The sequence below is a fragment of the Brachybacterium paraconglomeratum genome, assembly GCF_003994255.1.
Classification (GTDB): Bacteria; Actinomycetota; Actinomycetes; order Actinomycetales; family Dermabacteraceae; genus Brachybacterium; species Brachybacterium conglomeratum.
This window is the reverse complement of sequence record NZ_ML133853.1, coordinates 47,931-74,663: the sequence shown is the minus strand read 5'-3', so window position 1 is coordinate 74,663 and position 26,733 is coordinate 47,931. Positions and strand designations below refer to the sequence as shown.

The window sequence follows — 26,733 nt, the reverse complement described above, 5'->3', positions numbered from 1 at the left end:
GTGTCGGTGTCGGTGTCGGTGTCGGTGCCGTGCGGGCCGGGGCGGGCGGAACGTCAGAGCACGGCGGCGGGCATCCCCGCATCGGCGTCGACGGGGCCGTCCGTCGCGCCGGAGGGGGCGGCCGACGTGCCGGTAGGACTGCCCGGCGCGCCCGAGTGGTCGCCCGTCGCGCCGGAGGGGTCGCCCGTCGGGGCCGCGCGGCGAGCGCCCGAGGCCAGGTGCACCGCGCCCGGGATGGTGCGCGCCCTGTGCTCGGCCCGGTCGTGGAGGCGGTCGAGGATGAACTGCGTCGCCGGGCTGCGGGAGACCGCGCAGCGCACCTGTACGCGCAGCCGGCGACGCGGGCCCGGTCCGGCGAGGGGCACCGCGACCACGTCCGGACGGAGGTCCTCCGCGATCAGCGAGGGCTGGACGGTCACGTAGTCCCCGGTCGCGACGAAGCCGAGCACGGTGGGGAAGTCCCGCGGGTTCACCGCGACGGCGGGGCTGAACCCGGCCGCGCGGCAGGCCGCCGCGATGCGCTCGAACCAGGAGGAGTCCAGCGGGTCGTCGGTCGCCCAGGGCTCGTCGGCCAGTTCCTTGAGCGTCACCTCGGAGCGCGACGCGAGCGGGTGGTCGAGGCCGACGATGACGACGTACCCCTCCTCGAGCAGGTCCTGGTACTCCCACTCCTCGGCCCTCTCCAGGGGGAGCCCCTCGCCGACGACGATGTCGAAGCCGTCCGCGCCCGCATCCGCATCGGTGCACTCGCGCACGCGGAAGTCGAGGCCCAGCTCGGGGAAGCGTCGGCGCACGTCGAGGGTGAGCTGCGGGATCCAGGTGGCGGCGAAGGAGCCCGCATATCCCAGCCGGAGCGTGCCGGTGCGCCCAGAGCGCAGGTCCTGCACGGTGCGGTCGAGCGCGGCGAGCGCCTCGAGGGCGGGGCCGGCCTGCTCGGCCAGCGCCCTCCCGTGCGCCGTGACCACGATCCCGCGGCCCGAGCGCTCCACGAGCTCCAGACCCGTCTCCCGGCGCAGGCTGGACAGGTGCTGGCTCACGGCCGACGGGGTGTAGCCCAGCGCCTCCGCGCTCGCGCGGATGCTGCCGGTCTCGACGACGGAGCGGAGGACGCGGAGCTTCAGCGGATCGAGCATGCCGCGAGCCTACCTCTGTTCAGCGCGACTGAACAGAGGGGTGCATATCATCGCTTGTGCTGAAGGGTGTGCGGGCGAAGGATCGAGCCATGACCGCTGCACTCCTCGGACTCCTGTTCATCGTCCTCATCGCCGTCCTCGCCGTCGCCCTCGGATCCCTCACCCGCCTGATCGCCGCCCGGATCGTCACTCCGCGCGAGGAGCACGAGCGCCTCTCCGTCGCCGAGCGGATCGCGCGCGGGAACGCTCTCATCGCCCGCGAGCTCCGGCCCGACCAGACCCAACCCGTCGCCCGCACCGCCGATGCCGCGCCCCGGCGCGTGCCGGAGCCCGGGCCGGAGCCGCGGCAGGACCTCGCCGTGCGCTTCCCGGAGATCGCCGCCCACTCGCTGCGCTGAGCGGGCGGCGTCGGTGCAGAGCCCGTCCGCCGGCGCCCCGCTCAGCGGGGGCGTCGCCGGTCGTGGCCGATCCGCGAGATGTCCAGGTCCGGCACCACCATCACCGGGCCCTGCGCCCGCTCCAGCAGGCCGCGGGAAACCGAGCCGAGCAGGGCGCTCATCATGCGGCCCCGCCCACGGGTCCCCACCACCGTCAGCCGCGCGTCGCGCGAGCGCTCCACCAGCAGAGCGACGGGATCACCGACCTCGACCGAGGCGGTGACCGCCACCTCGGGGTTCCGGTCGCGCAGCGCCCGGGCCTCGCCCTCGAGCAGGGCGAGGAGCTCCTCCCGCTGTCGGTCCAGGAACTGCTGGTCGGGCACCGCGGCGAGCGCGGAGCTGGACCAGGTGTCCAGCGGCGGGATCGCCTGCAGCAGGTGCAGCGGCGCCCCGGCAGCCGCCGCCGCCCGCTGCGCGAGGGTGGTCAGCGTGCTGTCCTCGCTGCCGTCCAGCCCCACCACCACGGGCTCCGTGCCCGGCACCTGGGTGAAGCGTTCGCGACCGGTGGTCTCGGGCACCACGTAGCCGGCGGGGACCACCACCGTCGGGCAGTGCGCATGGGCGGGCAGCGCCTCGGAGACCGAGCCCAGCAGGCGACCCAGGAAGCCGCCCCGGCCGCGAGAGCCGACCACGGCGAGGCGGGCGAGCGCGGAGAGCTCGACGAGCACGCCCGCCGCATCGCCCTGGACGGACTCGAGCGCGACCTCGCCCGGATAGCCCTCCAGGTGCGGGAGGGCGCCCGCGGCGACCTGCCGGGACGCGGCCGCGCGGGCCTCGTCCTCGGGCACCGGCGGCAGCGAGGCCATGTTCGGGTAGACCATCACGGGCACCGTGAACGCGGAGACCACCGTGAGGCGGCAGCCGATCCCCAGCGCCATCGTCGCCGCGTAGTGGAGGGCCTGGATCGCCTGGTCGGAGCCGTCGTAGCCGACGAGCACCCCGACCGGACGGGACTCGGGATCGAAGAGCAGGGGAGTGGAGCTGTCGTCGGCGGGCATCGGGGCCTCCGTTCCGGGGGCGCGGCGCGACCGTCGACGGGATGCCCCCATCGGTCGAGCCCGCCGTCGGTACCTCCGAGGGTACGACCGTCCGGCCTGCGCGGCCAGGGCCGAAGTCCCTGGCCTTGCCCCGGACGCGCCCTGACCTCGTCCCGGACGCACCTCGCCCGACCGCTGATGCGCGCGGCCGGGCGAGACGCGGCGGAGCGACCGCCGGGAGGCTCAGCCCCTCGGCGTGCCGAAGCGCGGGGCGGGCAGCGGCGGCGCGACCGCGGCCGGGGTCTTCTCCAGCAGCGCGAGCGCCTCCGTCACGCCGCGGGCGAGCTGCGGATCCTCGCCCGCCACCCAGGCGCTGGGCGGAAGCGGCACCTCGATGTCGGGCTCCACGCCGTAGTTCTCGATCGCCCAGTCCTCGCCCTCGAACCAGCTGGCGTACTTCGGCTGGGTCACGCCGGTGCCGTCGACCAGGTCGTAGCGGCCGTCGATCCCGATCACGCCGCCCCAGGTGCGGGTGCCGATGATCGGACCGACCTCCAGGGCGCGGGAGACGGCGTTGACGATGTCGCCGTCGGAGCCGGCCTCCTGGTTCGTCACCAGCACCACGGCGCCGCGCGGCGCGAAGGCGGGGTAGGTGCCCGGCCGCTCGTGGCGCGGGTAGTCCCAGGACAGCACCCGACGCGCGATCCGGTCGGTGACCAGCTGCGAGGTGTGGCCGCCGCTGTTGTAGCGCACGTCCACGACCAGGCCCTCCTTCGTGGTCGCCTCGCGCAGGTCGCGGTGCATCTGCGCCCAGCCGGAGGAGACCATGTCGGGGATGTGCAGGTAGCCGAGCCGGCCGCCGGAGAGCTCGGCGACCAGGGCGCGGCGCGACTCGACCCACGCCTGGTAGCGCAGCTCCGAGTCGTCGCCCAGCGGCGTGACCGCCACCCGGTGCTCGGCGCCGTCGCGCCCGAGGACCAGCTCGGTCGCCTTCCCGGCGGAGCCGACGAGCGCCGCCTCGATCCCCTCGGGGCCGACGTCCCGGCCGTCCACGCGCAGCACCGCATCGCCCACGCGCGCATCGACGCCCGGCGCGAGCAGCGGCGAGCGGGCGTCCGGGTCGGAGGAGTCGCCCGGCAGGATCCGAGTGATCACCCAGCGCCCGTCCCGACGTTCGAGGTCCGCGCCGAGATGGGCCGGCAGCATCGGCGGATCGGCCTTGTACACCCCGCCCTGCACGTAGGCGTGCGAGGTGCCGAGCTCGCCCTGGACCTCCCACATCATGTCCTGGAAGTCGTCCTCGGTGACCAGGCGCTCGATGACCGGGTCGTACCAGGAGGTCATCGCGTGCCAGTCCATGCCGTCCATGTCCGCGCGCCAGTACTGCTGGGCCATGATCCGGTAGTTGTCCCAGAGCATGCCGCGCCGCTCCCTGACCGGGTCGACGGTCAGGCGCAGGCGCCCCGTGTCGATGACTATCCGGGCGGGGTCCTCGTCCTCGGCCTTGCGGGTCGCGGGGACCTGCACCCAGTGCTCGCCCTGCCGGATCACCAGGGTCTCGCCGTCGCCGGAGACGGCCAGGTCGGTGACGTCCTCGGCGAGGACGGTGAGCTTGCGGTCCGCGAGCGACCAGTGCTCGAGGGTCGGCGAGGGGGCCTCGCCCTCGACACCGGCTCGGGCCGAGCCCAGCACCCCCTGCTGGGGGTGGCGCAGCCAGACGAAGCCGCCGGTCACGGCGGTGAGATGCGAGTAGTAGCCGGAGACGACGGGGAAGGGCACCAGGCGCGACTCGACCTGCTCGAGGTCGATGCGGGTGGCCGGCGGACGGTGCGCGTCCTCCGCCCCGGCGGCGGAGTGCGAGGTCGCGGGACGGGAGGAGGCCTCGGCCGTGGCGGCGCTCGCCGACGGGCCGGAGGCCGCCCCCGACGGGGTCCCCGATCCCGCCCCGCCCGCCGGACCGCGGCCGGTGCCGTCGTCCGCGGAGCCGGAGGCGCCGTCGGCCGCGGGCTTCTCCGCAGAGGGGCCCCAGCCGTCGGGGTGCGGGCCGAAGGGGTCGGGGGTGGTGCGCTCGAGCGGCAGCAGGAAGGGCCGCTCGGCGTTGACGAACCCGAGGTCGAAGACCATGTCGTCGTAGACCGTCTCGAAGGTGCGCAGGCTCAGCAGCGCCAGGTGCTTGCCGTCGGCGCTGAACGCGGGGGCGGAGTCCTGGAACTTCCCGGAGGTCAGCGCGCGACCCGTCGGCTCCTGGGCCTCGGTGTCCGAGATCATCAGGCGCGAGAGCTGCCAGGAGTTCGGCTCGGCCCACACCAGCCAGCGGCCGTCCGGCGACCAGGCCAGGTCGCTGACCTCGCCGCCGCTGCTGCGGCCGATCTCGCGCACATGGTCCAGACGCGGCGACGCGACCGAGCGGTCGGCGTAGGCCTCCCAGCCGGCGTCCGCGGCCGTCGTAGCGTGGGCGCCCTTCCCGTGCGCCTCCTTGGCGGGGTCCTCGAGGCCGCGCAGGGTCACCAGGCGCACCACGTTGTCGTGGCTGACGATCGCGATGCGGGAGCCGTCGGGCGAGGGGATGGCGTGCAGGATCCGGCCCACCTCGCCCACGGCCAGGCGGATCTCCTCGCCGCCGCCGTCCAGCCGCGCCAGCGCCAGCACGTCGGAGCCGACGCCGCCCTGCTCACGATCCGAGAGGGCCTCCGCATCGGAGACGAACAGGGCGAAGGGGGAGCGGCCGAGCGGCCGCACCTCCCGCAGCCGCAGACCGCAGGCCCCGGCGAGCAGCCGCGCCGGTCCGCCGCGATGGGTGAGGGCGTGCGCGGAGCCGCGCCACTCGACGACGCTCGCGCGCGCGTCGTGCAGCGGCCGCATGGCCAGCAGGTTCTCGCTCGCCGAGGCGGGGCGCGGCAGCTGGGCGGCGCCGACGCCGGAGGCGAGCACCTCGATCTCCCGCGGCGCGGCCTCGAGGGAGTCCATCGCGAACAGGCGCCCGCGCGAGCTGAACACGATCGCGCTTCCGTCGGTCGCGGGCTCGCGCAGGTAGCCCTCCTCCGAGGTGAGGGAGGTGTGGGAGCGCAGGTCCGTGCCGTCGGCGGCGACGGACCACAGGTTCGCCGAGGCGCGATCGGTGAGGGCCGCGCCGGGGCCGGGGGTGTCGGAGGCGAACAGCAGCCGGTCCCCGTACCAGGCGATCCGCAGCTTGGAGGCGAGGATCTCGTCGAGCAGCGGCTCCCAGGTGCGGGCCGCATGCGTCTCGGCGGGCGCGTCCAGCGGCACGTCCTCGCGCGAGAGCCACAGCTTCACGGCCGTGCCGCCCTGGTAGTGCTTCCAGGAGGCCTGGTCGCGGCGCCACGGCGTCGCGACCACCGTGGTGCCGGAGGGATGGATCGCGACCTCGCCGCTGCGGCCCAGCGGCAGCAGCGTGGTGGTGCCCTCGAGGTCGACGGCCCACAGCTGGGCATCACGTGCGACCGGCGCGGCATAGCTGGTGGTCGCGACGATGCGGCCGTCGGGCAGCCAGCCGACGACCTTCGTGGCGGGGCGGCCCCAGAAGGTCAGGCGGCGCGGCGCGGACTCGCCGGCGACGTCCGCGACCCACACCTCCGGCCCGCCCGAGGTGCGGGAGGTGAAGGCGATGTGGGCGCCGTCGGGGGAGAAGCGCGGGTGGGAGACGGGGGCGCCCTCGTCGGTGAGGCGCCAGGCACGGCCTCCCTCGAGCGGGGCGAGCCACACGTCGTTCGCGGCGGTGAAGGTGATCAGCTCGCCCCGGACGTCGGGGTGGCGGAGATAAGCGGCATGAGCAGGCGTCGTCGGCATGGCTTCCACCCTATGCCTCGGGGCCGACGTCGCCGGGTGGGAACTCGCGGCGCGGGCGGGCCGCTCAGCCGAGCGCGCTCGCGATGACGCCGTCGGCGCGGTGCAGCACGGCCGCGAGCTCGGCGCGGGTCACCGCCTGCTCGCCCTGCCAGTGCGTCGATCCGTCGGGAGCCATCCCGGCGCTGGTCAGCCAGGCCGCATCCTGTGACAGCCCTGCGGAGAGGTCCTTCCCCTCGGTCCCGCCGGACCCGTCGGCGCCGCCGGAGGGCCAGACCGCGCCGATCCCCGCGAGGGCGGGACGCAGCAGCGCGGCGAGCATCCCCGAGGCGCCCTCCCGGGTCGCGGGATCCTCGGGATGGACCTTCAGCTCGGCATCGCCCCAGAGCGCGCCGCGGCCGTGCAGCCACAGCAGCGCGGAAGCCTGCTCCGGGTCCTCGCCGAGGTCGACGATGAGCACCGGCACGTCCTCGAGCGGCACCGCCGGGGTGCCTGCGAAGCGGTGCAGGGCCGCGGCGACCTCGCCCCGGGTCACGACCGCCTCCGGCGAGAAGGCGCCACCGGCCGCGGGCAGCACGCCGGTGTCGTCCGCCCAGAGCATCGCCTCGAGCCCGGCATCGCCGTCGGCCACATCGGAGAACGGGTTGCTGGCGGGGCCGAGCACTCGGGGGAGGACGATGCCGGCAGAGACCGCGCCGACCACCGCGGCGGCCGCGGCGCCCGCGAGCAGCAGGGTGCGGCGCGGCGGCACGGACCGGGCGGGGGCGGGGTTGACGGGGTGCTGCTCCGGTGCCGGCGCGATGGTCCGCGGTGCGGCCGGGAAGGGGCCGGGCCGCACCTCCGGCAGGGCCGGTGCGGCGGCGAGGGCAGGCGGCTCCACGGTCGTCGGGGCCTCGACCGGCGCCGGTGCGGGTGCCGTGGGGGTCACGAGCACGGCGCGGGTGGCGGCCGTGGCCGGGGCGCCGGGCCGATCGGGGCGCACGCGAGGCGCCGCAGGTCGTCTCAGAGCCACCGCAGCTCCTGCATCCGTCGCACGATCGCCCAGCTCAGCACCAGGTTCCCCCAGCCGTTGAGGTGGATGCCGTCGGAGGCGATCAGCAGCGGCGGCACCACGGCCCGGGCCAGGGCGTCGTGGGTGGTGCCCTGCTCGAGCAGCTGCAGCGGCGCGAGCGGGGAGCTGGCCAGGCCCTCCTCCCCGGTCAGCAGATGCTGCACGTCCAGGAAGTGATCGCCGTGAGCCTCCGCGAGCCCGGCGTTGACCTCCGCGACCGCCTCTCCCGTCGCAGAGCCGGCCTCGTCGGCCTCGGTGCACCAGTGGCCGAGCACGAGGGTGTCCCCGGGCGCGGCGGCATCGGCCATCCGGGCGGTGTGCTCGAGCACCCCCTCGACGTCGCGGATGTTGTTCTTCCCCATCCACAGCACCTGCCGCGACCCCTCCGCGATCTCGGCGAGCGAGGAGACGAACACGCCGCCGGTGACCGCGTCCGCGGGGTCCGACGGGGTGAAGTACCAGGTCCCCGAGCTGCCGTCGAGGATCCCGTCGACGTCGTCGACCCGGCCCGGCACCCTGATCGGACCGGACGGGGCGAGGTCGGAGTCGAGCGTGACCTCGAGGCGGGAGGTGCCCGGCTCGGGATCGCCCCGGCCGATCAGCGTCGGGGTGTCCAGGCCTCGCTGGAGCAGGGTGTGCCGGGACCAGGACGCGCCCACGCCGAAGGGGTGCACGGGAGCGGGGGCCGCCGCGAGCGCGAGGTGCTCGTGGATGCGCACCGGCACGGCGGTCGCCTCGTCGCCGCCCTCGGAGCTCATCGAGGAGGAGCCCCACAGCGTCAGCGCGGGGGCCTCGGACTCCGGATGCAGCAGGCGGCGCGAGGCCTCGGTGCCGGTCAGGGCGGAGGACGGGGAGAGAGGTGCAGCAGGCGCGGCCGGGGCGGCGGCATGCTGCGGCATCACGGTCCTCCGTGCTGGTCTGTGGGGCGAGCGCCCCACCGGCGCTCACGGCGCCCAGCTTACTCGACGGGAACCTCCGCGGAAGGGGGGCCGGTGCAGATCACCGCGGTCATTCGGCGAGCGGCCGACGGGGTTCGGGCCGCCTCTCACGCCTGGTGCAGCGCCGGCACCCCGGCAGGCACCACGTAGGTGCGGTCCACCTGGATCTCGGCGCCGGGAACGGTCACCGCGTCGAGGGTCTTGTACTCGACCTTCAGCTCCTCGGTCGAGTACTCGGACAGGACGTAGCCGCGCCGGCTCTTGATGTACTTGATGTGCGGGTTCTCGGCGAGCACGTCGTCCTCGCCCCTGGCCTTGTCGCTGCCGTCGCCGCCCGAGGTGACCGCCGTGGTCACCAGCTCGACGCCGAGGGTCGAGGAGTCCGGCTCCCAGAAGTCGGCCTTGAGCTCGTTGGCGAAGTGGACGTGCACGTCGCCGGTGAGCACGACGGGGGTCGCGACCTCGTGCTCGTCCCAGGTGCGCACGATCTGGTCGCGGTCGGCGCGATAGCCGTCCCAGCCGTCCGAGCCGAGCGTCGTCGTGGGCCCGGGGGCGTTGTCACGCTTGGCGAAGAAGACGCTCTGGGCCAGCAGCTGCCAGGTCGTCCCCGCCTCGATCATCCCGTCCTGCAGCCACTGCATCTGGTCCGCGCCGAGGATCGTGCGCTCGGGGTCCTCCTGCTCGGCGCAGTCCGTGAACCACCAGGTCTTCCCGCCGTCGTGGCAGGCCTGGAGGTCGCGGTACTGGCGGGTGTCCAGCACGTGGAAGGTCGCCAGGTCGCCCCAGTGCAGGCGGCGGAACAGCTGGATGGAGGAGCCGACGGGGGCGCTGCTGCGCCGCAGCGGCATGTTCTCGTAGTAGGCCTGCTGGGCGGCGATCCGCCGCGCCATCCAGGCGTCGGTGGGCACGCCGTCCTTCGGGTGCACGCCGGCCCAGTTGTCCTGGATCTCGTGATCGTCCCAGGTCACGATCCATGGCGCGGTCGCGTGCAGCTCCTGCAGGTCAGGATCGGTCTTGTAGGTCGCGTAGCGCAGGCGGTAGTCCTCCAGCGTGGTGCACAGACGGTGGGGGTGCTTGCGGATCGTGGAGGAGCCCGGCCCGCCCTCGTAGATGTAGTCGCCGAGCGCGAAGACGAGATCGGGGCGGTCCTCGGCCGCACGACGGTAGGCGGTGAACCAGCCGCCCTCCCAGTGGGAGCAGGACAGGTGCACCATGCGCAGGTTCCGGCTGCTGCCCGCAGCGGGGGTGGTCAGCGTGCGGCCGGTGCGGGAGACGTGACGGCCGGTGCGGAAGCGGTAGAAGAACTCGGAGTCCGCGGGGAGGTCCTCGAGCTCGACGTGCAGGCTGTGGCCCTCCTCGGGCAGGGCGGTCTCGGTGCCGCGGCGCACGATGTCGCGGAAGCGCTCGTCGCGCGCGAGCTCCCAGCGCACCTCGACGGGCACCGAGGGCATGCCGCCGCGGCCGTCCAGCACGTGCGGGTCCACGGCCAGACGGGTCCACAGCACCACGGAGCTCGAGGTCGGATCGCCCGAGGCGACGCCGAGGGTGAAGGGGTCCTGGCGGCGCCACGCGACGTCGTCGGCGAGGGCCGGCGCCGTGCCGAGCACCCCGGCCGCGGTCAGCGTGGTCAGCGACGCGGCGGTGAAGTGGCGCCGGGTCATCCGGCGCCGACGGGCGAGGTTCGCGCCGCGGTCGGGGGCGACGAAGCGGGTGGGCGTGGCGGGCTCGGCGGGGCGGAGATCGGAGGAGAGATCCATGGTCGTCCTTGTCCGGGAGGGGGAGGGCGACGCCCATGCTGGCCCGGATGGAAAGAATTCGCGAGAGCGGCGGAGGTGGAGATAAGAATGTCCATCCAGTGCTCACCGAAGCGTGCGCGGGGGTTCACCGGCCCGTCATGGTCGCCCCGGCCGGGACCTCGGGCGGTCCTGCGCGGTGCCTCGGCGCCGCACCCGGGACCCGATCCCCTCGGGGAGGCCCTCAGGCCCAGTCGTAGTCGACGACGACGGGGGAGTGGTCCGACAGGCGCATGCCCTCGTGCTCCCGGTCCACGGCCGCGCGCACCGCGGCGCGGGCCAGGCGCGGCGTGGCCAGGTGGTAGTCGATCCGCCAGCCGGCGTCGTTCGCGAAGGACTGCCCGAGCCAGGACCACCACGAGTAGGGGCCGTCCTCGCCGGGGTGCAGGCGGCGCACCACGTCCACGAGCGTGCGCGGGGAGAGCTGCTGTCCGAGCCACTCCCGCTCCTCGGGCAGGAAGCCGTCGGTCTGCTGGTTGCGGCGCCAGGCGGCGAGGTCCTGCCGGGTGTGGGCGATGTTCAGGTCGCCCATCAGCAGGAACTCTCGCCCCTCGGCCGCGGCGGCGCGGCGCGTGCGGGTCAGATAGCGGGCGAAGCCGTCCATGAACTGCATCTTCCGCGCGTACTTCGCGCCCCCGTCGGGCGCCTCCCGCATCCGCTCGGGCCGCTGCAGGTGCGCGGGCAGCCCGCCCTTGGGCAGGTAGAGGCAGGCGATGGTGACCGGGGCGTCCCCGAGGTCCACCTCGAGGTAGCGACCCTCGGCGACGAAGCGCGAGAGTCCGCGGGCGAGCGGCACCCGGTCCTCGGCGGGGATCGGGGTGAGGGCAGGGCCGTCGGCGGCAGCGCCGGAAACGGCCCGCCGCGCGGCGTCGAGCGCCACCACCTCGCCCGACGGCGTCGTGAGTTGGGCGGGCTCCCCGGGCGGGCCGCCGAGCAGCGCCATCCCGGACCAGGTGCGCACCGCCACGGGCGGCCGACGGGTCAGCACCGCGACCCCGTTCCGACCCGGCAGCGTCCCGGTCTCCAGCGCCACGTGGAAGTCGCCGAAAGCCCCCTCGGGGAGCTTCGACGCCTGCGCCCGCACCTCCTGCAGCGCGATCACGTCGCAGCCGCGCGTGGCGAGCCAGTCGCCGAAGCCCCGACGATGAGCGGCGCGGATCCCGTTGACGTTGGCCGAGGCGATGCGGAGCATCCCCGCAGGCTACGCGGTCCCGTCTCCGTCGGTCTCGTCGTCGCGGGCCAGGCTGCGCGGGCGCTCTACAGCACGACGTGGCGATATCGCCACGTCGTGCTGTAGAGCGCCCATCCGCGCCGGGACCGCACGCCGCGCCAGGTCACGTGCCCGCCTGTCCGTCCGCACGACTGGCCGCCGAGTCTGCTCGGGCGCCGGACCGTCGCGTCAGGCGGTGACGGGGTCGCCGACGACGGGCCCCTCGGTGTTGGGCTTCCAGCCGAGCGCCGGCGCGACGTGCGTCGCGAAGTTCTGGAGGATCTCGAGGTTCAGGTCGACGCCGGCCTGGCTCGGGATCGTCAGCAGCAGGGTGTCGGCGGACATCACGGCGGCGTCGGCCTTCAGCTGCTCGATCAGCTGATCGGGCTCCCCCACGTAGGTGCGGCCGAAGGTGGAGCGGGTGCCGTCAATGATCCCGATCTGGTCGCCGCCGCCGCTGCCGCCCGCGCCGAACAGCACCCGGTCGCGGTCGCTGAGGACCGGGAAGACGCTGCGGGAGACCGAGACGCGCGGGACGTGCCTGTGCCCGGCCTCGCGGAACGCCTCGCGGAAGACGTCGATCTGCTCGGCCTGGAGATCGCCGAAGGAGGAGCCGTTCGCCTCGGTGAGCAGGGTCGAGCTCATCATGCTCAGGCCCTGCTGCCCGGTGCGCTCGGCGGTCGCGCGGGAGCCCGAGCCCCACCAGATGTGCCGGATGAGCTCCTCGGACTGCGGCTCGATCGCGAGCGGGGCGTGCGGGGCGGCGTCGGACATGTAGGGCTGCGCCGCCGCGCGGGTCATCGGATGGCCCTGGATGGCCTGCAGGAAGGTCTCGAACTTCGCCGCGGCGATGTCCGCGCCGCGCGGGTCGGTCGAGCCGGTGTAGCCGAAGGACTCCCAGCCGCGGTCCGCCGCCTCGGGCGCGCCGCGGGAGATGCCCAGCGCCACGCGTCCGTCGGCGATGAGGTCGAGGGCCGCGGCCTCCTCGGCGAGGTAGAGCGGGTTCTCGTAGCGCATGTCGGGCTTGTGGCGTTGGTGCGACCGGCTCTGCCGTTTACAGGTACCGGCAGACCTGGTCCGCGCTGCACGAGTCGGGGTCGGGCTGCGCGGCGTCGCGTCTGAGCTCGGTGATGGTGTCGCGCAGCGCGGCGAGCTGGGCGATCTGCTGCTCGATCTCGGCGAGGCGTGCGTCGAGGAGGTCGCGCACGTGCTCGCAGGGAGCAGCGCCGTCGTCGCGGATGTCGAGGATCTGGCGGATCTGGGCGAGGGTGAGGCCCGCGGCCTGGCCGCGGTGGACGAAGTCGATCCGGGCGGCCGTCTCGGGCGCGTAGTCGCGGTATCCGGACGGCGTGCGCTCGGCCGGCGGCAGCAGGCCCTGCTCCTCGTAGAACCGCAGCGTCTTCGCCGTCGTTCCCGCCCGCTCGGCGAGTTCCCCGATGCGCATCGCAGGCCCCCTCTTCTTTCGGCAGAAGTCCTCTTGACCTTCCCCTGCACTGGAAGGTCCAGTATGGCTGAGACAGACCGGAAGACCAAGTGTTGACAGGAGCTGCGATGCCCACGAAGTACGACCTCGCCATCATCGGATCGGGCGGTGGTGCGTTCGCCGCCGCGATCCGCGCGACCACGCTCGGCAAGTCGGTGGTGATGATCGAGCGCGGGACGCTGGGCGGCACCTGCGTGAACACCGGCTGCGTGCCGTCGAAGGCCCTGATCGCCGCGGCCGACGCACGGCACTCCGCGGCCGACGCCGCCGACCGGTTCCCGGGGATCGCGACGACGGCGGGGCCGGTGGACATGCCCGCCCTGATCGCCGGGAAGCAGGCGCTGGTCGAGTCGCTGCGGGGCGAGAAGTACGCCGACGTCGCCGACTCCTACGGGTGGGCCGTCCGCCGCGGCGACGCCGCGTTCGCCGGCACCCCCGACGCTCCGGTCCTCCAGGTCGCCGGGGACGACGGCAGCTCCGAGACGATCGAGGCCGGGCACTTCCTGGTGGCGACCGGCTCTCGGCCGTGGGCCCCGCCGATCGACGGCCTGGACGAGACCGGGTACCTGACCTCGACCACGGCGATGGAGCTGACCGAACTCCCTGAGTCCCTGCTCGTGCTCGGCGGCGGCTACGTCGCCCTGGAGCAGGCGCAGCTGTTCGCCCGGCTCGGCTCCCAGGTCACCGTGCTGGTCCGGTCCCGGCTCGCGTCGAAGGAGGAGCCGGAGGTGTCCAGGACGCTGGAGGAGGTGTTCGCCGACGAGGGCATCCGGGTGGTCCGCCGCGCGCTGCCGACGCGGGTGTCCCGCGACGCCGCGACCGGGCAGGCCGTCGTCACCGCGGACGTCGCCGGGGGGCGGGAGGAGTTCCGCGCCGACCAGGTGCTCGTCGCCCTCGGACGACGACCGGTCACCGACGGGCTCGGCCTCGACAGGGTCGGGGTCGAGACCGGGGACCTCGGCGAGGTGGTCGTCTCCGACCGGATGCAGTCCTCCCACCCGCGGATCTGGGCCGCGGGCGACGTGACCGGCCACCCCGAGTTCGTCTACGTCGCCGCCCACCACGGCACCCTCGTCGCCGAGAACGCGTTCGCCGACGCCGACCGGGCCGTGGACTACGCCCGACTGCCGAGGGTGACGTTCACCGGCCCGGCGATCGGCGCGGTCGGGATGACCGAGAAGGACGTCGTCGCCGCCGGGATCCGCTGCGACTGCCGCGTCCTGCCGCTGCACCACGTGCCCCGCGCACTGGTCAACCGCGACACCCGCGGCTTCGTCAAGATCGTCGTGGACGCCGACACCGGGAAGATTCTCGGCATCACCGCCGTCGCCAAGGACGCCGGCGAGCTCGCCGCCGCCGGGGTCCACGTGCTCGGCAAGACGGTCGCCGAGGTCGCCGACGCCTGGGCCCCCTACCTGACCATGGCCGAGGGCATCCGGATCGCCGCCAAGGCCTTCACCACCGATCCGTCGCTCCTGTCGTGCTGCGCGTGAACGCGCACGCAGACAATCGGGGGGAACGCTCAGCTGGGAGAGGAACAGACGATGAGCGGCGATAAGGACCACGACTCGCATCGCGCGGGCGTGCTTGTCGGTGCTGGGACGGGCTTGCTCCTGTTGGCATGCTGCGCGCTTCCGCTGCTGATCTGCTGCGGCCTGCCTCTCCTCGCCGCGGGCGGAGCCCTCGCAGGTATCGGAGGTTTCCTCGGCAACCCTTGGCTCATCGGTGCCGGGATCGCAGTCGGGGTGGCCGTCACAGCGGCGATCGTCCTCCGGCGACTGCGGCGGCACCGACGTCGCTCGACCGGCTGCTGCGGCAATCGTTCGACTACTGACCGGGGTCAGTAGTTCGAGTGGCTCCAGTCATCGTCGCCAGTTCGGCCACGTCGGCATCCCGCGACCCTTCCAGGTCTCCACGAGGCCAGCAACCCAGCGGACGGACGCGAAGACCCCGTAGCCGGCCGCCGCGAGGCCCGCGGCGATCACGAGCCAGCGCCCGATCCCGAGCCACACGCTACCGTCCACGTCCAGCGCCCACTGAGCGCCTGTGATGAGCCCAGCGATGCCCATCCAGAGCCCGGCGACGACCACCACCACCGGCAGGAGTGCGAGGCACATCGCGGCGGCGGCCGACCAGAGCTGACGGGCCTCCAGCTTCGCCGTGGCAGCGATGATCCGCTCGGCGCGCTCGTTCGATGCGTCGAGGTTTGCCGCGATCGTGGCAGACGCCTCCCCGGCGACCTGTTCGACGGCCTTCACGACTCGCTCCTCGGTGCGCTTTTCGATCCGCTGCACCGCGCCGCCGACCTGGCTGACGAGCTTCTGGTTCGCCGCGGCCTGCGCCTTGAGCCCCTCAATCGCCGATGCCGTAGCCGCGTGATTCCTCTGCGCCTCCGCGACCAAGCTCTGCGACGCGGCGTTCAAGCTCTCGCCGTTGAGACTCTGCGCGAACTCGCCGAGCGTGCTCGCGATCTCGTTCAGCCTGCTCTCGATACTCGCGATCCTCGCGGACGCGTCGCTGGAGGGCGAGGAGGTCGACGCCGAGGCCGTGATCCGCTCCAGCCGCCTCGTCGTCTCCTCGTCCATGACCTTCACGAACCCTGCGAGCTTCTTCTGCTGCTCGGCCAGCCGGTCGAGCCTCGCGTTCTGCGCCTCGACGGCGGCGAGGATCGAGGTCAACGCCTCCATCGTCTCCGGACTGTCGAGCTGCTGCTGCGATCCGCTCTGCGCGTTCTGCTGCTTCAGCCTGTCGAGCGCTGCGCTCATGTTCCTGCTCCTCCTGCTGCTGGTGATAGTCGAAGAACGCCTGCGCGCCCTCCGGGGTGAAGTCCGCCGAGAGTGCGCTCGCGCGCTTGCGGCGCTCGGCGCGTCCGGACTCGCCGCGGCGGTCCTCGATGTAGAGCGTCCAGGTCTCCTGCCCGGCGCGCTTGCCCTTCTTGCTGACGGGGCTGTGCAACCGCATCCGCGGCACCCGCTCCCCGTCATCGCCGAGCTGCTGGTTCTGCTCCTCGATCACCGCTTCGAGACCGGCCTTGTCCACCGCACGGGGATCAGCCAGGGCGGCGCTCATCCGGTCGCCCATCTCGCGGTCGAGCCCGCCCTCGGCGAAGTCCTCGCGGCGCAGCTCCCAGTCCTTCGGTGCGTGCTCCAGACGCTTCACGACCGAGAGACCGTGCTCGCGCATGAGTTCGTCGTTCGCTGACTGAACGCCCCGCTGGTTCCCGGCCTTGCGGTCGTGGAACGTGCGGTAGTCGCTGAGCGCTCTTCCCGTCCGATTGCTGTGGTTGATGACCAAGATGTGGTTGTGCGGCTTCTTCCCGCGTCCGTCCACATGACTGACCACGAGGCAGTCGGAATCTGGGTGCATCTTCTTCGCGAGTTGATAGCCCAGATCGTTCACCCGCTGCACGTCCTCCGGATTCTTCGGGTCGAACTCCTCGTCGCTGAACGACTGCCTGTAGTGCAGCGCCTCGACGTCGCGCTTCGTGTTCTGGGTGAGCGCGCGGGCGCGCGCCGAGAACGCGCCGGGGCCTCCCGGAACATCGCACGTGATCGCGACCCCGCGCTCGTCCTCCTTGCCCCGGATGTAGCGCTCGGTGTCGGCGGCGCTGGCGCTCGGACTGTAATGCGTCGTGCTCATGAGGCCGCCCGATCACCGAGCAGGGCGCGGATCTCGCGGAGCAGCTCGATCAGCTCGGGCACCTCCGCCGACAGCGACACCGGCTCACCCGCGCGAGCACGGCGGTCCAGGTCGTTGACGTTGATCGCCAGCGGGCGCACCTGGGCGGCCAGCTCCCGAGCATCAGCAGACGCCTGCACGCGCTCCTCGACCCCGAGCAGGTGCGCGGCCACGGCGGCGTCCAGCTCCTCGCTCCGAGATGCATGGAGCGCATCGCGCACGACGGCCCGCACCCACGTGCTCGGAGCCAGCCCGAGCCGCTCCGCACGAGTGCGAAGCGCCCCGAGCGTGGCGTCATCGAAGCGCGTATCGAGCCGCCCGCCGCCGCCACGACGACGCTCCGCGCCGCCGTGACTCTGCCGCACAGCCTCCGCATCAGCCCGACCGGTGTTCACCCGGGAGTCGGCCTGCTGCTCCACCTGTACGCCAGAGTGGCAAGCAGTAGCCGTGTCGGACGTTTCGCTGGCGCTCATGTCCTCCCCGGCTGCTTGCGAGGGGCCTCCGGCCCCCTCGACCCCCTGGAAGAGCGCATCGCGTTCGGTGCTCATGCGGCACCTCCGATCAGCGCCAGCGGCACGTCCGGGCTACGCACCGCGAGCCCACCCAGCAGCTCAGCAACCGCGCCCTCCGCATCATGTTCGGCCGAGGTCTCCGGGCCGTAGGTCAGTTCCCGCGACCCGACGTTCTGGTGGTACGCGTTGCCGTACATACCGGGCGTGTGCGCGGCGGTCGGAACGCTGCACTGATGCCACTCGTAGGGCTCGATCTTCCCGATGTGCTGCACGAGGTAGCGGTTGATGTCGTCGGCCCGGAATACCTTCACCACCGACGCCAGGCGACGGATGAACTGGTCCAGCGCCTCGTCCACATTGCCCTTCTGGCGTGCGTAGAAGAAGAATTCCACTGGCTCGATGGTGGCCGTGATGACGATCAGCCGCGGAGCCACCTCGCCCTTGTTCTTGTAGCGTGCCTTCGCGGGCGAGGCGTTGTACGGATCGAGCAGCAGCAACCAGTCGTTCGCGTCCATTGCCGAAGCCCGCAGATCGTCCAGCAGCAGCACCTCCTCGCCCCGCCAGTCATCGAGAGGGTTCCCCGTCGCGGCCCGGTAGACCTGCCACCCCTCGCCGTGGGCGTTCGCCGCGTCGATCGCCGACGTGATGAAGTCCGTGGCGAACCGCGTCTTGCCGATCCCGGCATCCCCATGGACGAACACGACATGCGTCGAGAAGACACCGGCGCGCAGCTTCGCCGCCGCCCGGTACGCGCGGCGCTGACCGTAGGCCGACAGCGCGTCGTCGATCTCCCGCTGATGCCGCGAGTAGATATCGAACAGCTCGTCCGTGAGCATGATCTGGTCGCGAGTGATCTCGCCCTGGAGCACCCGCTCGCGCATGTCCTCGAAGTTCTCGGCGACGACCTTCTTCTTCACGTGGGCGCGGCCCTTGAGCCACGTCTCGCGGCGCTGCGCGTCGATGCCGAGGTAGTCCGGCCCGCGCACCGTGGCGACCTCCGACGGCGCGTACTGGTGCTTGTCGGCGTACTTCACGTGCGTCAGATACGACAGCATGTTGTCGAAGGCGTACCGTCCGCGACCCGGCTTCTCGACGTACTGGGGCTCGACGCCGATGCCGAACGCGAGCCGATCCAGCGGAGCGCTCTTCGCACGACTTGCGAACTTGATCACCGCGTGCAAGTGATCCGGCTTCGGCTCGACCACGAGGGCTTTCTCCGTGTCGCTCCAGACCTCGCGCTCGTCCTTGTCGTGCACGATGCCGTAGGCCTCGGTGACCTCGCAGCCGATAGCCTCGAGCCGCTGCACCACGTAGGCGAGGATCGCCCTGGCTCCCTGCTGGAGCAGCGCGGCTCCGGTCGGATCGTCGGCGGCCCAGGTCCAGTACGACGGATCGAGGTACTGCGTGAGACCGATGCTCGTCGGGTTGTTCTCCTGCTTAGCCACGGCGACCACCCTCGTCGCGGGCGGCGCGGAGGCCCTCAGAGGGAGTGCGGCGCCTAAATGACCCCCTATTGACCCCCAAATGAGACCCCAAATGATCCCGCGGGACCACGCGACGGAGCGAGGGCGGAACAGGCCGCTGACCAGGCATGTTGTTGCAAGGCGCGGCAATCGACAAGCCCTTGCCGCGCCCGTAGGAACGAATGAGGGTCTCGTAACTCTTGGTGTGCGAAGCACGGCTACGGGCAGCCATCACGACGACGGGCAGCCCGCCTTCGGCGGGTGCCAGGCCAGGCCCTCCGGGCGGGGTCAGGTCGACGGGAGTGGTGCTGAGGTCGCGGGTGTCGGCGTGCATCAGCGACCACCGCCCCGGCCGTAGCGCTTGATGACAGCCTGATGCGTGACGCCGAGGGCGTCGCCGATCCTGGCCCAGGTCACCCCATCGGCTCGGGCGTCGGCGACGGCGATCTCGACGGCCTCCTCCAGCACGGAGCGGAGCACGCCGAGGTCGTAGAGCTGGGCCTCGGCGTCGGCGAGGGACGGGTCGCCCTGACGCCAGCGGAAGCCGGTCAAGTGATCGAAGGCGGCGGAGTTCGCGCTCATCAGCGACCACCGCCCATCACAGAGGCAACGGCGGCGCGCTGGCGCGGGGTCAGCGGAGTGAGTGCCAGGCGTTCACCGGCTCGGCGGCCAGCGGCGCGGGCGGCGGCGATGACGGGATCGTGACCGTCTGCCTGCGGAGAAGGAGCGGAGCCCTGATCGAGGCCAGGGCGGACGAGCGCGGATGCGCGGGGAACGTCGATAACGACAGACATCGGAAGTCCTCAGACATGAGTATCTTCCGGTTCCCCGCCACGGTAGTTGGGCTGTTTGACCGGCTACTCATCCGGGAGCAGAACCCCGCGCTTCTAAGTCGCGGCCCCGGTGGGATCTTCTTGTCTGCAACCATTCTTCCATGACTCGACTCACCAGTGCAATGACGAGTCGAGTCATGAGTCAGTCGCGTCTCGGCTCGATCCGCACGAGATCGGGGTCGAACTTCACGTGACCCGGCATGATGGGCTCGATGGTCACCGTCACCAGCTCGTCCACGAGCATCCGGCGACGGTCCATGTCCAACGCCTTCCACTTCGACTCGACAACCTCGCGGCGCTCCGCGGTGCCGACCGGCTCATCGACCTCCGCCAGCAGCTTCGCCGCCACCGACACCGAGCGGTCGAGCAGCTCCGCGTCGATCTCGTCGATGCGAGCCTTCACGTCGTTGATCGCCGCCGTGATCTCCAGGACCGGCTGATGGATGTCGCGCAGCAGCGGGCTCAGCTCCTTCACCCGCTCGACCAGGGCGTTCCGTTCGGTCAGCAGTTCCTCGCGATCCGGCCCGGCGGCTTCCTGCGGCATCACGAGGTCGTGCACGTCCACGGACGACAGGCGGGTGAGCACCGCCTCGGTGACCATCGCATCGACGGGCTCGCGCTGGCGCGTGAGGTGGAAGTGCTCTCCACAGCGATACGTCGGCTGCTTGCGGCTGTTCGTCCCCGAGACGAGCGTCGCACCGCACTTCCCACAGAGGCCGATCGTGGACAGGAGGTACTTCGGCTGATTGCCCTGCCTCGCCGACCTCCGCACGTTGTCCTCCAGCTTCGCCACCGCGGCCCGCCACGTCTGCTCGCCGACGATGGGCGGGAACGCCTCGCCCTGCACCGGGTACAGCTCGCCGGTCTTGTAGTGGCGGATGAAGCCAGCGTAGAGCGAGTTCGCCAGCAGATACCGCACAGCATCGACGGAGAACTCCGACCCGCGGGCGGTGAGGTGGCCAGCGCTGTTCAAGTCCTCCCGGATGCGACGGATCGACAGCGACGGCTCCCCGAGGAACGCATCGAAGGCCCGCCGAACTGCGGCGGCCTCCTCCTCGATCAGCTCGCCCTCCCTCGTCCAACCGAACGCCTTCCAGGTGGACGCCGGGATGCCTTCGGCGCGGCGGCGCTCGTTCGACCTGATCTGCCGCTCCGCCTTGCGTCGAGCCTCGAACCGGGCGAGAGCGGCGAGCATCGTCGCTCGGAACTCTCCGTCGGCCGTCGAGAGGTCGATCTCGCCGTCCACTGTGACGACGCGCAGGCCGAGGTCGATCAGCGTGTTGAGGTCCTTCGTGCTCCGCAGCAGTCGGTCCATGTCCACGGCGACGACCATCGAGAATCGACCTGCTCGGGCGTCGTCCAACATCTCGGCCCAGCGGGTGCCAGCTCGACGCTTCTTCGTCGCCGACACCGCGTTGTCCTCGTAGACCTCGACCACGTTCCAGTCCTTGGCCTCGGCCAATGCCCTGATCTTCCTCAGTTGTGTATCGACCGTCCAGCGGTCGCCTTTGCGGTCCATGGAGGCGCGGACGTAGGCCGCCACCTCGTTCGTCTTCCTCAGCGCTACCAGTTCGACCATGCAACCAAGCTTACGTGGACGAGTGTTGCAACCCCGACATGCGCTAGCGCATGTCGATCACGCCCGTGCCCACCTCGATCCGCTGCGTGCGCGCGGCGACCGCGGACAGCAGCGGCATCGGCGCGGCGGACTGGCGGGCGTAGTGGTGGACGCGGAAGTAGGCGCCGTTCACGCCCAGCTCGTCGGCGCCGACCGAGATGTCGATCGCGTCGTGGAGCATCTGGCGGGCGGTGATCCCGCCCTGGGCGGGATTGCCGCCGTAATGGCCGAAGCTGAGGAATCCGAAGGCACGCATGACCGCACCCTATCAAGTAGTTGAAAACGGAACCAGCGGTGATGGAAGGATGCCGCCATGACCGCGAGCACCCCCGAGCAGCCGCTCGTCCTGGCCGACGCGCCCGCCTGGCGGCGCTGGCTCCTCGCGCACGAGGGCCGCAGCGACGGCGAATGGCTCGTGCTCGCGAAGAAGGGGACCCTCGACCCCACGTCCCTGTCCTATCAGGAGGCCCTCGACGAGGCGCTGTGCAGCGGCTGGATCGACGGCCAGCGGCGCAGCCGGGACGAAGGGACCTTCCTCCAGCGCTTCACGCCGCGCCGGCCGCGCTCGATCTGGTCGCAGCGCAACGTCGCCATCATCGCCCGACTCGAAGAGGAGGGCAGGATGCGCGAGCGCGGTCGCGCCGAGGTCGAGCGTGCCCGCGCGGACGGTCGCTGGGACGCCGCCTATGCAGGCCCGGCCACCGCCGAGGTCCCTCCCGAGCTCGCGGCCGCGCTCGCCGAGGACGACGCGGCACGCGCCGCCTTCGAGGCGCTGAACCGCACGAACCGCTTCAGCGTGCTGCACCCGGTGCTCTCCGCCCGCGACGCGCCCGCGCGCGAGCGGGCCGTCGTCCGGGCCGTGCGGCGGCTGCGCGGCGACGGGGCGGGCACGCGCTGAGGGGCGGCACCGCGAGGTGCCGACACGCGTCGTGGTCGGCGCGCCCGCCGTGCGCCGCGACCGCCGTGCGGGCGCGACGCGCGCTCGGCTCCGCATCGAGCTGTCGGCGACGACCTGCGGTCAGCTCTGCGTCGAGCTCCCGCCCACGACCAGCGCGAACATCACGCCGAAGCGGTCGACGACCTGGCCGTAGTGGTCGCCCCAGGGTGCGAGCTCGAAGGGCATCGCGACCTTCCCGCCGCCCTCGGCGATCCGTGCGAAGAGGGACTTCGCCGACTCCACGTCCTCGAGCCCGATGAGGAAGGAGTAGACGTCCGAGCCCAGCGGCGGCAGCTCGTCGCCCGGCCCGCCGATCGCGTCGCCGCCCGAGACGGTGAACAGGCCGCCGGTGAGCGTGCCGTGGGCGACCGCCCCGCGGGGCGGAGTGAAGGGGAAGCCCGAGAGATCCGGGATCTCGTCGTAGGTCATCATCTCCAGCTCGCCGCCGAACAGCTCCTGCCAGTGGGCGAGCACCTCCTGGCCGTTGCCGGGGAAGGCGACGTAGGGCGAGTTCTGCGGCTGCGGCATGCTGACCTCCGGGTTCGTCGGCGGGCGGCGACGTCGCGGCCCGGGGCGTCAGTCTTCCACGCCCCGGGCCGCGAAGGGAGGCTCAGTCCTCGTCGGCCTCGGTGGACTCGGTGGGACGGGAGCCCAGCTCGGCGTCCAGGCGCAGCAGGCCGGAGCCGTCCTCGCCGATCAGCTTCACGCGGCCGATGATCTCGGAGACGGTGGCCTCCTCCTCGAGCTGCTCGTCGACGAACCAGTTCAGCAGCGGGCGGGCATCGTAGTCGCCCTCCTTGTCCGCGCTGCGGTAGAGCTCGCGGATCGACTCCGAGACCTTCTCCTCGTGGGCGAGGGCGGCCTCGAAGATCTCCAGCACCGAGAGGCCGGGCTTCACGCCGGGCTCGGAGAGGGCACCGATCGCGGCGTGGTTGCCGCGGTCCGAGACGTGCTGGATGAACTTGTTGGCGTGGACGATCTCCTCGTCGGCCTGGTGCCGCAGCCACGCGGCGATGCCGGGGAGGTCCTGCTCATCCGCCTCGATGGCGAGCTGGCGGTAGGTGATCGATGCGGCGAACTCCAGGGTGATCTGGTCCTGGAACTTCTTCTCGAGATCGTTGCTCATCTTCATGGGCACGACGGTAGTCCTCCGACCAGTCGTTGTCACCCCGGGTGAGCCTTCCCTGACCTGCGATGATGCACTTCGGGCAGGCTTGCCTGACCGTGCGCGGCCGGCTCAGCCCCGCAGGTGAGCGGGCACCGGCCCGAGGGTCCGTCCGGGCACGATCTCACCCTCGACGAGCGTGTGCCGCGCCGGCGGCGGGGCGGAGGCGAGCGGGCCCTCGTGGTCCTCCTGCGCGGCGACGAGCAGCTCCTCCATCCGCTCGACCGCCCGGGCGGCGACCTCTTCGACGGGAAGACGCACCGTCGCGAGCCCCACCAGGTCCAGGCCGTCGCCGAGTCCGTCGAAGCCGAGGGTGCTGACGTCCTCGGGGATGCGCACGTCGCGGGCGGCGGCGGCCCGCAGCAGGTCGAGCGCGACGTAGTCCACGGGGCAGACGATGCAGCTCGCGCCCTCCTGCCGCGCGGTGTCCAGGGCGCGTACCACGCCCTGCTCCACCGGCAGCAGGTCCACGGGGAGGATGGAGATGCCGAGCTCCGCGCACCGCTCGACGAGGCTGCGGATCCGCAGGTCGAACACGCGCGAGTAGAGCAGCGGCGCGGTGAGCACGACGACGCGTCGGTGCCCGTGCGCGGCGATCTCGTCGGCGACCGTGCGGCCGTGGGCGCGCTCGTCGTAGCTGATGGACTCGATGCGGGGATGCTCGTTGGGGCGGCCGACGATCATCAGCGGCACCGAGGTCACGGTCTCCACGAGGTCTTCGGCGGCGGTCACCCCGGTGCCGACGAACACTCCGGCGACGCGCTGGCCGAGCAGGCGCCGCAGTCCGGCCACCTCGGCCGTGCCGTAGTCGTGGCGGGAGGCGGTCACGGAGATGAGGGTGCGCCCGGCCCGCTCGACCGCCCGGTTCGTCTCGGCCAGCAGGTGCCCGTAGGCGGGGTTCGTGCCGTCGCGGATCAGCAGGCCGAGCTGACGGCCGTGGCGCATGGCGAGCCCGCTGGCGACGAGGTTGTGCACGTAGCCCAGGCGCGTGGCGGCCTCGTGCACGGCGATGAGGGTGTCGGGGGAGACCCGCTCCCCGTCGTTCTGGAAGACCCGCGAGACCGTGGAGCGCGAGACCCCGGCCGCGCGGGCGACGTCCTCCATGGTGGGCTGTCGCGGCATGGCGGCTCCTCCCGTCCCGGATGCCTCGGGGTGCTGCACGAGCGCTCCGGTGCGCGTCGCGTCGGCGGCTGGTCCGGGGCAGGATAGCCCGGCCGCAAAGGTGCTGCGGACCGCCCAGGTGACCTGCAGGTGAAGACCGGGGGAGGGGGTCCGGAGCGCGTCCGGGCCGACGACGAACAGTCGGCACCGGGACGGTGAACTTCCGGTGGACGCGCGGCGGACCGGGGGTGCCCAGGGGTGCTCGGAGACCGGCCCGGAAGGTCGTGGGAGCGCTCCCACCTGCGAGGTCAGGCGCTGTTCACGGTCGGTTCACCGAACTCGACGGCTCCTTGGCGGATCGTCCCGCGGCTTTCTACGGTGGCCTCGTCGAGAACGCCGGCGCCCGCCCCGCGGCCGCCCGGGTCCTCGATGTGCCCGCTCCCGGATCCCGATCCTGCGCAGCGGGCGAGGCGGACCCTCCGGTCCGCCGACGGCCGCCCGCCCCGGGCAGGGCGCGTCCGTCGCGCAGCCCGTCGTCCCCCGACAGCCCCTCGGAGCTGTCCCGACCAGGAAGCTGGGAGCGCTCCCATGACTACCCCCGTCCGCACCCACGGCCCGGACCGCACGGCCGCCGCTGCCGGTGCGCCGCCGAGCGAGGCGACCGTCGAGTCCGCGCCGGCCGGCGCGACCCCCGCCGCGCAGCGGCCCGCGCGTCGGCGCTCTCCCCAGCGTCGCCGCCGCGCCCGTCGCGACGCGCTGCTCTTCCTCGCGCTGATCGCCCCGAACTTCCTCGCGATCATCGTCTTCTCGTACTACCCGGCGCTGTACAACATCGGGCTGAGCTTCTTCGAGTGGGACTTCGTCGAGCCCGTCCCCGAGTGGGTGGGCGCGGCGAACTACGTCGATCTGTTCACCTCGGCGAGCTTCGGCCAGGTCCTGATGAACACGCTGATCTTCACCGGGGTCAGCGTGATCGGCTCCCTCGTGCTCGGCCTGCTGCTGGGCAGCCTGCTGGCCACGAAGGTCCCTTTCACGGGCTTCGCGCAGACCATGGCGTTCGCCCCGCACATGCTGCCCGGCGCCGCCGTCGGCATCCTGTGGCTGTTCATGTTCGACCCGAACTACGGCCTCTCCCGCTGGGCGTTCTCGCTGTTCGGCGCCGACTCCCCGGCGTGGACCACGACCTCGGACTGGTCGCTGTGGTCCATCACCATCGCCTACACCTGGCAGCGCCTCGGCTTCGTCACGGTCATCTGCTACACGGCGATCCTCGACCTGCCGAAGGACCTCTACGAGGCCGCGGCCCTCGACGGCGCGCACGGCTGGAAGCTCTTCCGCCACCTGACCCTGCCGCTGCTGAGCCCGATCACGTTCTTCCTCTCGATCACGGGCATCATCTCCGCCGCGCAGGCCTTCGACATCATCTCGATCATGACGGGCGGCGGCCCCGGGACCTCCTCCAGCACTCTGAGCTGGATGGTCTACGAGCAGGCCTTCCAGAAGTTCGACATCGGCAGCGCCTCGGCCGCCGCGACCGTGCTGCTCGCGATCCTCCTGGTCATCACCTACGTGCAGGTCCGCTACGGCGAGAAGAAGGTGAACTACGACTCATGAGCACCCTGAGCTCCGCCCCCTCCGCCCAGCTCCCCGACGGGACGGCCGCCCCCGAGGGCACCTCCGTGCCCCGCAACACCGGGCGCCGCCGCGGCCCCCGCCGCCCGGCCTGGGCGACCGCGCTGCTGGTCCTCGGCGTCCTCGCCACGATCGCGGTGTTCCTGGTGCCGCTGTACTGGCTGTTCTCCTCGGCCCTGAAGCCGCACCAGGACATCTACACCTGGCCCCTGCAGTGGATCCCCACCGAGCTGACGTTCTCGAACTTCGTCGGCGCCTGGGAGGCCGCCGCGTTCGATCGCTTCTTCCTGAACTCGATCATCACCACCGGCGTCGGCACCGTGCTCGAGATCGTGCTCGCGATCCTGTGCGCCTACGCCTTCGTGTTCGTCGAGTTCCGGTTCAAGAAGATCGTGTTCGGCCTGATCGTCGCCTCGCTGATGCTGCCGGGCCACGTGACGCTGATCGTCAACTACATCACCGTGGCGAACCTCGGCTGGCTGAACACCTACGCCGGGATCATCCTGCCCGGCATCGCCAGCGCCTTCGCGATGTTCCTGATCTACCAGTACATGCGCACGATCGACAAGGACATCCTGCAGGCCGCGGAGATCGACGGCGCCGGCCACATCCGCCGCATGCTCACCATCGTGGTGCCGCTGTCGAGCCCCATGATCCTCACCGCCACCCTGATCGTCATGGTCGGGAAGTGGAACGAGTACGTGTGGCCGCTGATCGTCACCTCGACCGAGGACATGCGCACCCTCCCCATCGGGCTGCTGTTCCTGCGCAGCCAGGAGGGCTACAGCAACTGGGGCGTGATCATGGCCGGCGCCGTGTTCGTCTCTCTGCCGATGCTGATCCTCTTCTTCCTCGCCCAGAAGCGCATCATCGGCGGCCTCGCCGCCGGCGCCATGAAGTGAGGCCGACGGGACGGCCCCGCGCCGTCCCGACCGTTCCGGGCCCCTCCGGCCCGACCCCCGAACCCG

The 26,733-nt window shown here is 72.2% G+C and carries 22 protein-coding genes and 2 pseudogenes; 5 read left to right on the top strand and 19 right to left on the bottom strand.

Features of this window, described 5'->3' with window-relative positions:
- Window positions 1-53: 53 nt before the first annotated feature.
- Window positions 54-1,133, bottom strand: coding sequence for a LysR family transcriptional regulator (locus DS079_RS06315; RefSeq protein ID WP_126985840.1), 1,080 nt, complete (start codon window positions 1,131-1,133; stop codon window positions 54-56).
- A gap of 89 nt (window positions 1,134-1,222) precedes the next feature.
- Here DS079_RS06315 and DS079_RS06310 point away from each other — a divergent pair, with 89 nt between their 5' ends.
- Window positions 1,223-1,531, top strand: coding sequence for a hypothetical protein (locus tag DS079_RS06310; RefSeq protein WP_126985838.1), 309 nt, complete (start codon window positions 1,223-1,225; stop codon window positions 1,529-1,531).
- A gap of 41 nt (window positions 1,532-1,572) precedes the next feature.
- On the opposite strand, the gene DS079_RS06305 is transcribed toward DS079_RS06310, so the two are convergent.
- The 8 genes from DS079_RS06305 to DS079_RS06270 form a co-directional block, all read right to left on the bottom strand.
- Window positions 1,573-2,568, bottom strand: coding sequence for a universal stress protein (locus DS079_RS06305; protein WP_010552121.1), 996 nt, complete (start codon window positions 2,566-2,568; stop codon window positions 1,573-1,575).
- Window positions 2,569-2,790: 222 nt separating this feature from the next.
- Window positions 2,791-6,354: a S41 family peptidase gene (locus DS079_RS06300; protein ID WP_126985836.1), complete on the bottom strand. Its 3,564-nt coding sequence runs from the start codon at window positions 6,352-6,354 to the stop codon at window positions 2,791-2,793.
- Between the two features lie 64 nt (window positions 6,355-6,418).
- Window positions 6,419-7,363 (bottom strand): S-layer homology domain-containing protein, encoded by a 945-nt coding sequence (locus DS079_RS06295; protein ID WP_126985834.1) that lies wholly within the window; start codon window positions 7,361-7,363, stop codon window positions 6,419-6,421.
- Complete coding sequence (locus DS079_RS06290; RefSeq protein WP_126985832.1) at window positions 7,354-8,301, bottom strand: hypothetical protein; 948 nt, start codon at window positions 8,299-8,301, stop codon at window positions 7,354-7,356. Before DS079_RS06290 ends, DS079_RS06295 begins: the two co-directional genes overlap by 10 nt.
- Before the next feature lie 146 nt (window positions 8,302-8,447).
- A complete protein-coding gene (locus tag DS079_RS06285) occupies window positions 8,448-10,097 on the bottom strand; it encodes an alkaline phosphatase D family protein (RefSeq protein ID WP_241237571.1) in 1,650 nt (549 codons plus the stop codon).
- Between the two features lie 220 nt (window positions 10,098-10,317).
- Entirely contained in the window at window positions 10,318-11,325 is a 1,008-nt protein-coding gene (locus DS079_RS06280; RefSeq protein WP_126985830.1) for an exodeoxyribonuclease III, read from the bottom strand.
- Window positions 11,326-11,532: 207 nt separating this feature from the next.
- Entirely contained in the window at window positions 11,533-12,360 is an 828-nt protein-coding gene (locus tag DS079_RS06275) for an LLM class flavin-dependent oxidoreductase (protein ID WP_126985828.1), read from the bottom strand.
- Between the two features lie 37 nt (window positions 12,361-12,397).
- Window positions 12,398-12,787: a heavy metal-responsive transcriptional regulator gene (locus DS079_RS06270; protein ID WP_010079214.1), complete on the bottom strand. Its 390-nt coding sequence runs from the start codon at window positions 12,785-12,787 to the stop codon at window positions 12,398-12,400.
- A gap of 107 nt (window positions 12,788-12,894) precedes the next feature.
- Here DS079_RS06270 and merA point away from each other — a divergent pair, with 107 nt between their 5' ends.
- Entirely contained in the window at window positions 12,895-14,319 is a 1,425-nt protein-coding gene (gene merA, locus DS079_RS06265) for a mercury(II) reductase (RefSeq protein WP_126985826.1), read from the top strand.
- Window positions 14,320-14,688: 369 nt separating this feature from the next.
- Here the strand turns inward: merA and DS079_RS17730 are convergent, their stop codons facing one another.
- The 7 genes and pseudogenes from DS079_RS17730 to DS079_RS06215 form a co-directional block, all read right to left on the bottom strand.
- Window positions 14,689-15,591 carry a hypothetical protein gene (locus DS079_RS17730; protein ID WP_012750775.1) on the bottom strand — a complete coding sequence of 301 codons (903 nt, stop codon included), beginning with the start codon at window positions 15,589-15,591 and terminating at the stop codon, window positions 14,689-14,691.
- 412 nt (window positions 15,592-16,003) lie between these two features.
- Window positions 16,004-16,465 (bottom strand): annotated as a pseudogene (locus tag DS079_RS17725) (relaxase/mobilization nuclease domain-containing protein); the annotation flags it as partial.
- Window positions 16,462-17,052: a hypothetical protein gene (locus DS079_RS06245; protein ID WP_126985822.1), complete on the bottom strand. Its 591-nt coding sequence runs from the start codon at window positions 17,050-17,052 to the stop codon at window positions 16,462-16,464. The gene DS079_RS06245 and the pseudogene DS079_RS17725, both read right to left, overlap by 4 nt.
- Complete coding sequence (locus DS079_RS06240) at window positions 17,049-18,470, bottom strand: Rep family protein (protein ID WP_126985820.1); 1,422 nt, start codon at window positions 18,468-18,470, stop codon at window positions 17,049-17,051. Before DS079_RS06240 ends, DS079_RS06245 begins: the two co-directional genes overlap by 4 nt.
- Window positions 18,471-18,812: 342 nt before the next feature.
- Window positions 18,813-19,061: a hypothetical protein gene (locus DS079_RS06230; protein WP_007321353.1), complete on the bottom strand. Its 249-nt coding sequence runs from the start codon at window positions 19,059-19,061 to the stop codon at window positions 18,813-18,815.
- A 393-nt stretch (window positions 19,062-19,454) separates the two neighbouring features.
- A complete protein-coding gene (locus DS079_RS06220) occupies window positions 19,455-20,891 on the bottom strand; it encodes a recombinase family protein (RefSeq protein WP_126985816.1) in 1,437 nt (478 codons plus the stop codon).
- Window positions 20,892-20,937: 46 nt separating this feature from the next.
- A pseudogene (locus tag DS079_RS06215) lies at window positions 20,938-21,186 on the bottom strand (LLM class flavin-dependent oxidoreductase); the annotation flags it as partial.
- 57 nt (window positions 21,187-21,243) lie between these two features.
- Between DS079_RS06215 and DS079_RS06210 the strand changes: the two are divergent.
- On the top strand, window positions 21,244-21,828 hold the full coding sequence (locus DS079_RS06210) for a YdeI/OmpD-associated family protein (RefSeq protein WP_126985812.1): 585 nt from the start codon (window positions 21,244-21,246) through the stop codon (window positions 21,826-21,828).
- A gap of 120 nt (window positions 21,829-21,948) precedes the next feature.
- Here DS079_RS06210 and DS079_RS06205 read toward each other — a convergent pair whose 3' ends face one another.
- The 3 genes from DS079_RS06205 to DS079_RS06195 all read right to left on the bottom strand — a co-directional run bounded on the left by DS079_RS06205 (window position 21,949) and on the right by DS079_RS06195 (window position 24,154).
- The gene (locus DS079_RS06205) at window positions 21,949-22,395 is read right to left on the bottom strand and encodes a VOC family protein (RefSeq protein ID WP_126985810.1); all 447 of its coding nucleotides are present in this window, start codon (window positions 22,393-22,395) and stop codon (window positions 21,949-21,951) included.
- Window positions 22,396-22,477: 82 nt separating this feature from the next.
- A complete protein-coding gene (locus tag DS079_RS06200; protein ID WP_126985808.1) occupies window positions 22,478-22,999 on the bottom strand; it encodes a ferritin in 522 nt (173 codons plus the stop codon).
- A gap of 105 nt (window positions 23,000-23,104) precedes the next feature.
- Window positions 23,105-24,154, bottom strand: a complete 1,050-nt coding sequence (locus DS079_RS06195; RefSeq protein WP_126985806.1) for a LacI family DNA-binding transcriptional regulator — start codon at window positions 24,152-24,154, stop codon at window positions 23,105-23,107.
- A gap of 567 nt (window positions 24,155-24,721) precedes the next feature.
- Here DS079_RS06195 and DS079_RS06190 point away from each other — a divergent pair.
- On the top strand, window positions 24,722-25,747 hold the full coding sequence (locus DS079_RS06190) for a carbohydrate ABC transporter permease (RefSeq protein ID WP_126985804.1): 1,026 nt from the start codon (window positions 24,722-24,724) through the stop codon (window positions 25,745-25,747).
- The gene (locus DS079_RS06185) at window positions 25,744-26,667 is read left to right on the top strand and encodes a carbohydrate ABC transporter permease (RefSeq protein WP_126985802.1); all 924 of its coding nucleotides are present in this window, start codon (window positions 25,744-25,746) and stop codon (window positions 26,665-26,667) included. The genes DS079_RS06190 and DS079_RS06185 overlap by 4 nt, the downstream gene beginning before the upstream one ends.
- Window positions 26,668-26,733 lie beyond the last annotated feature (66 nt).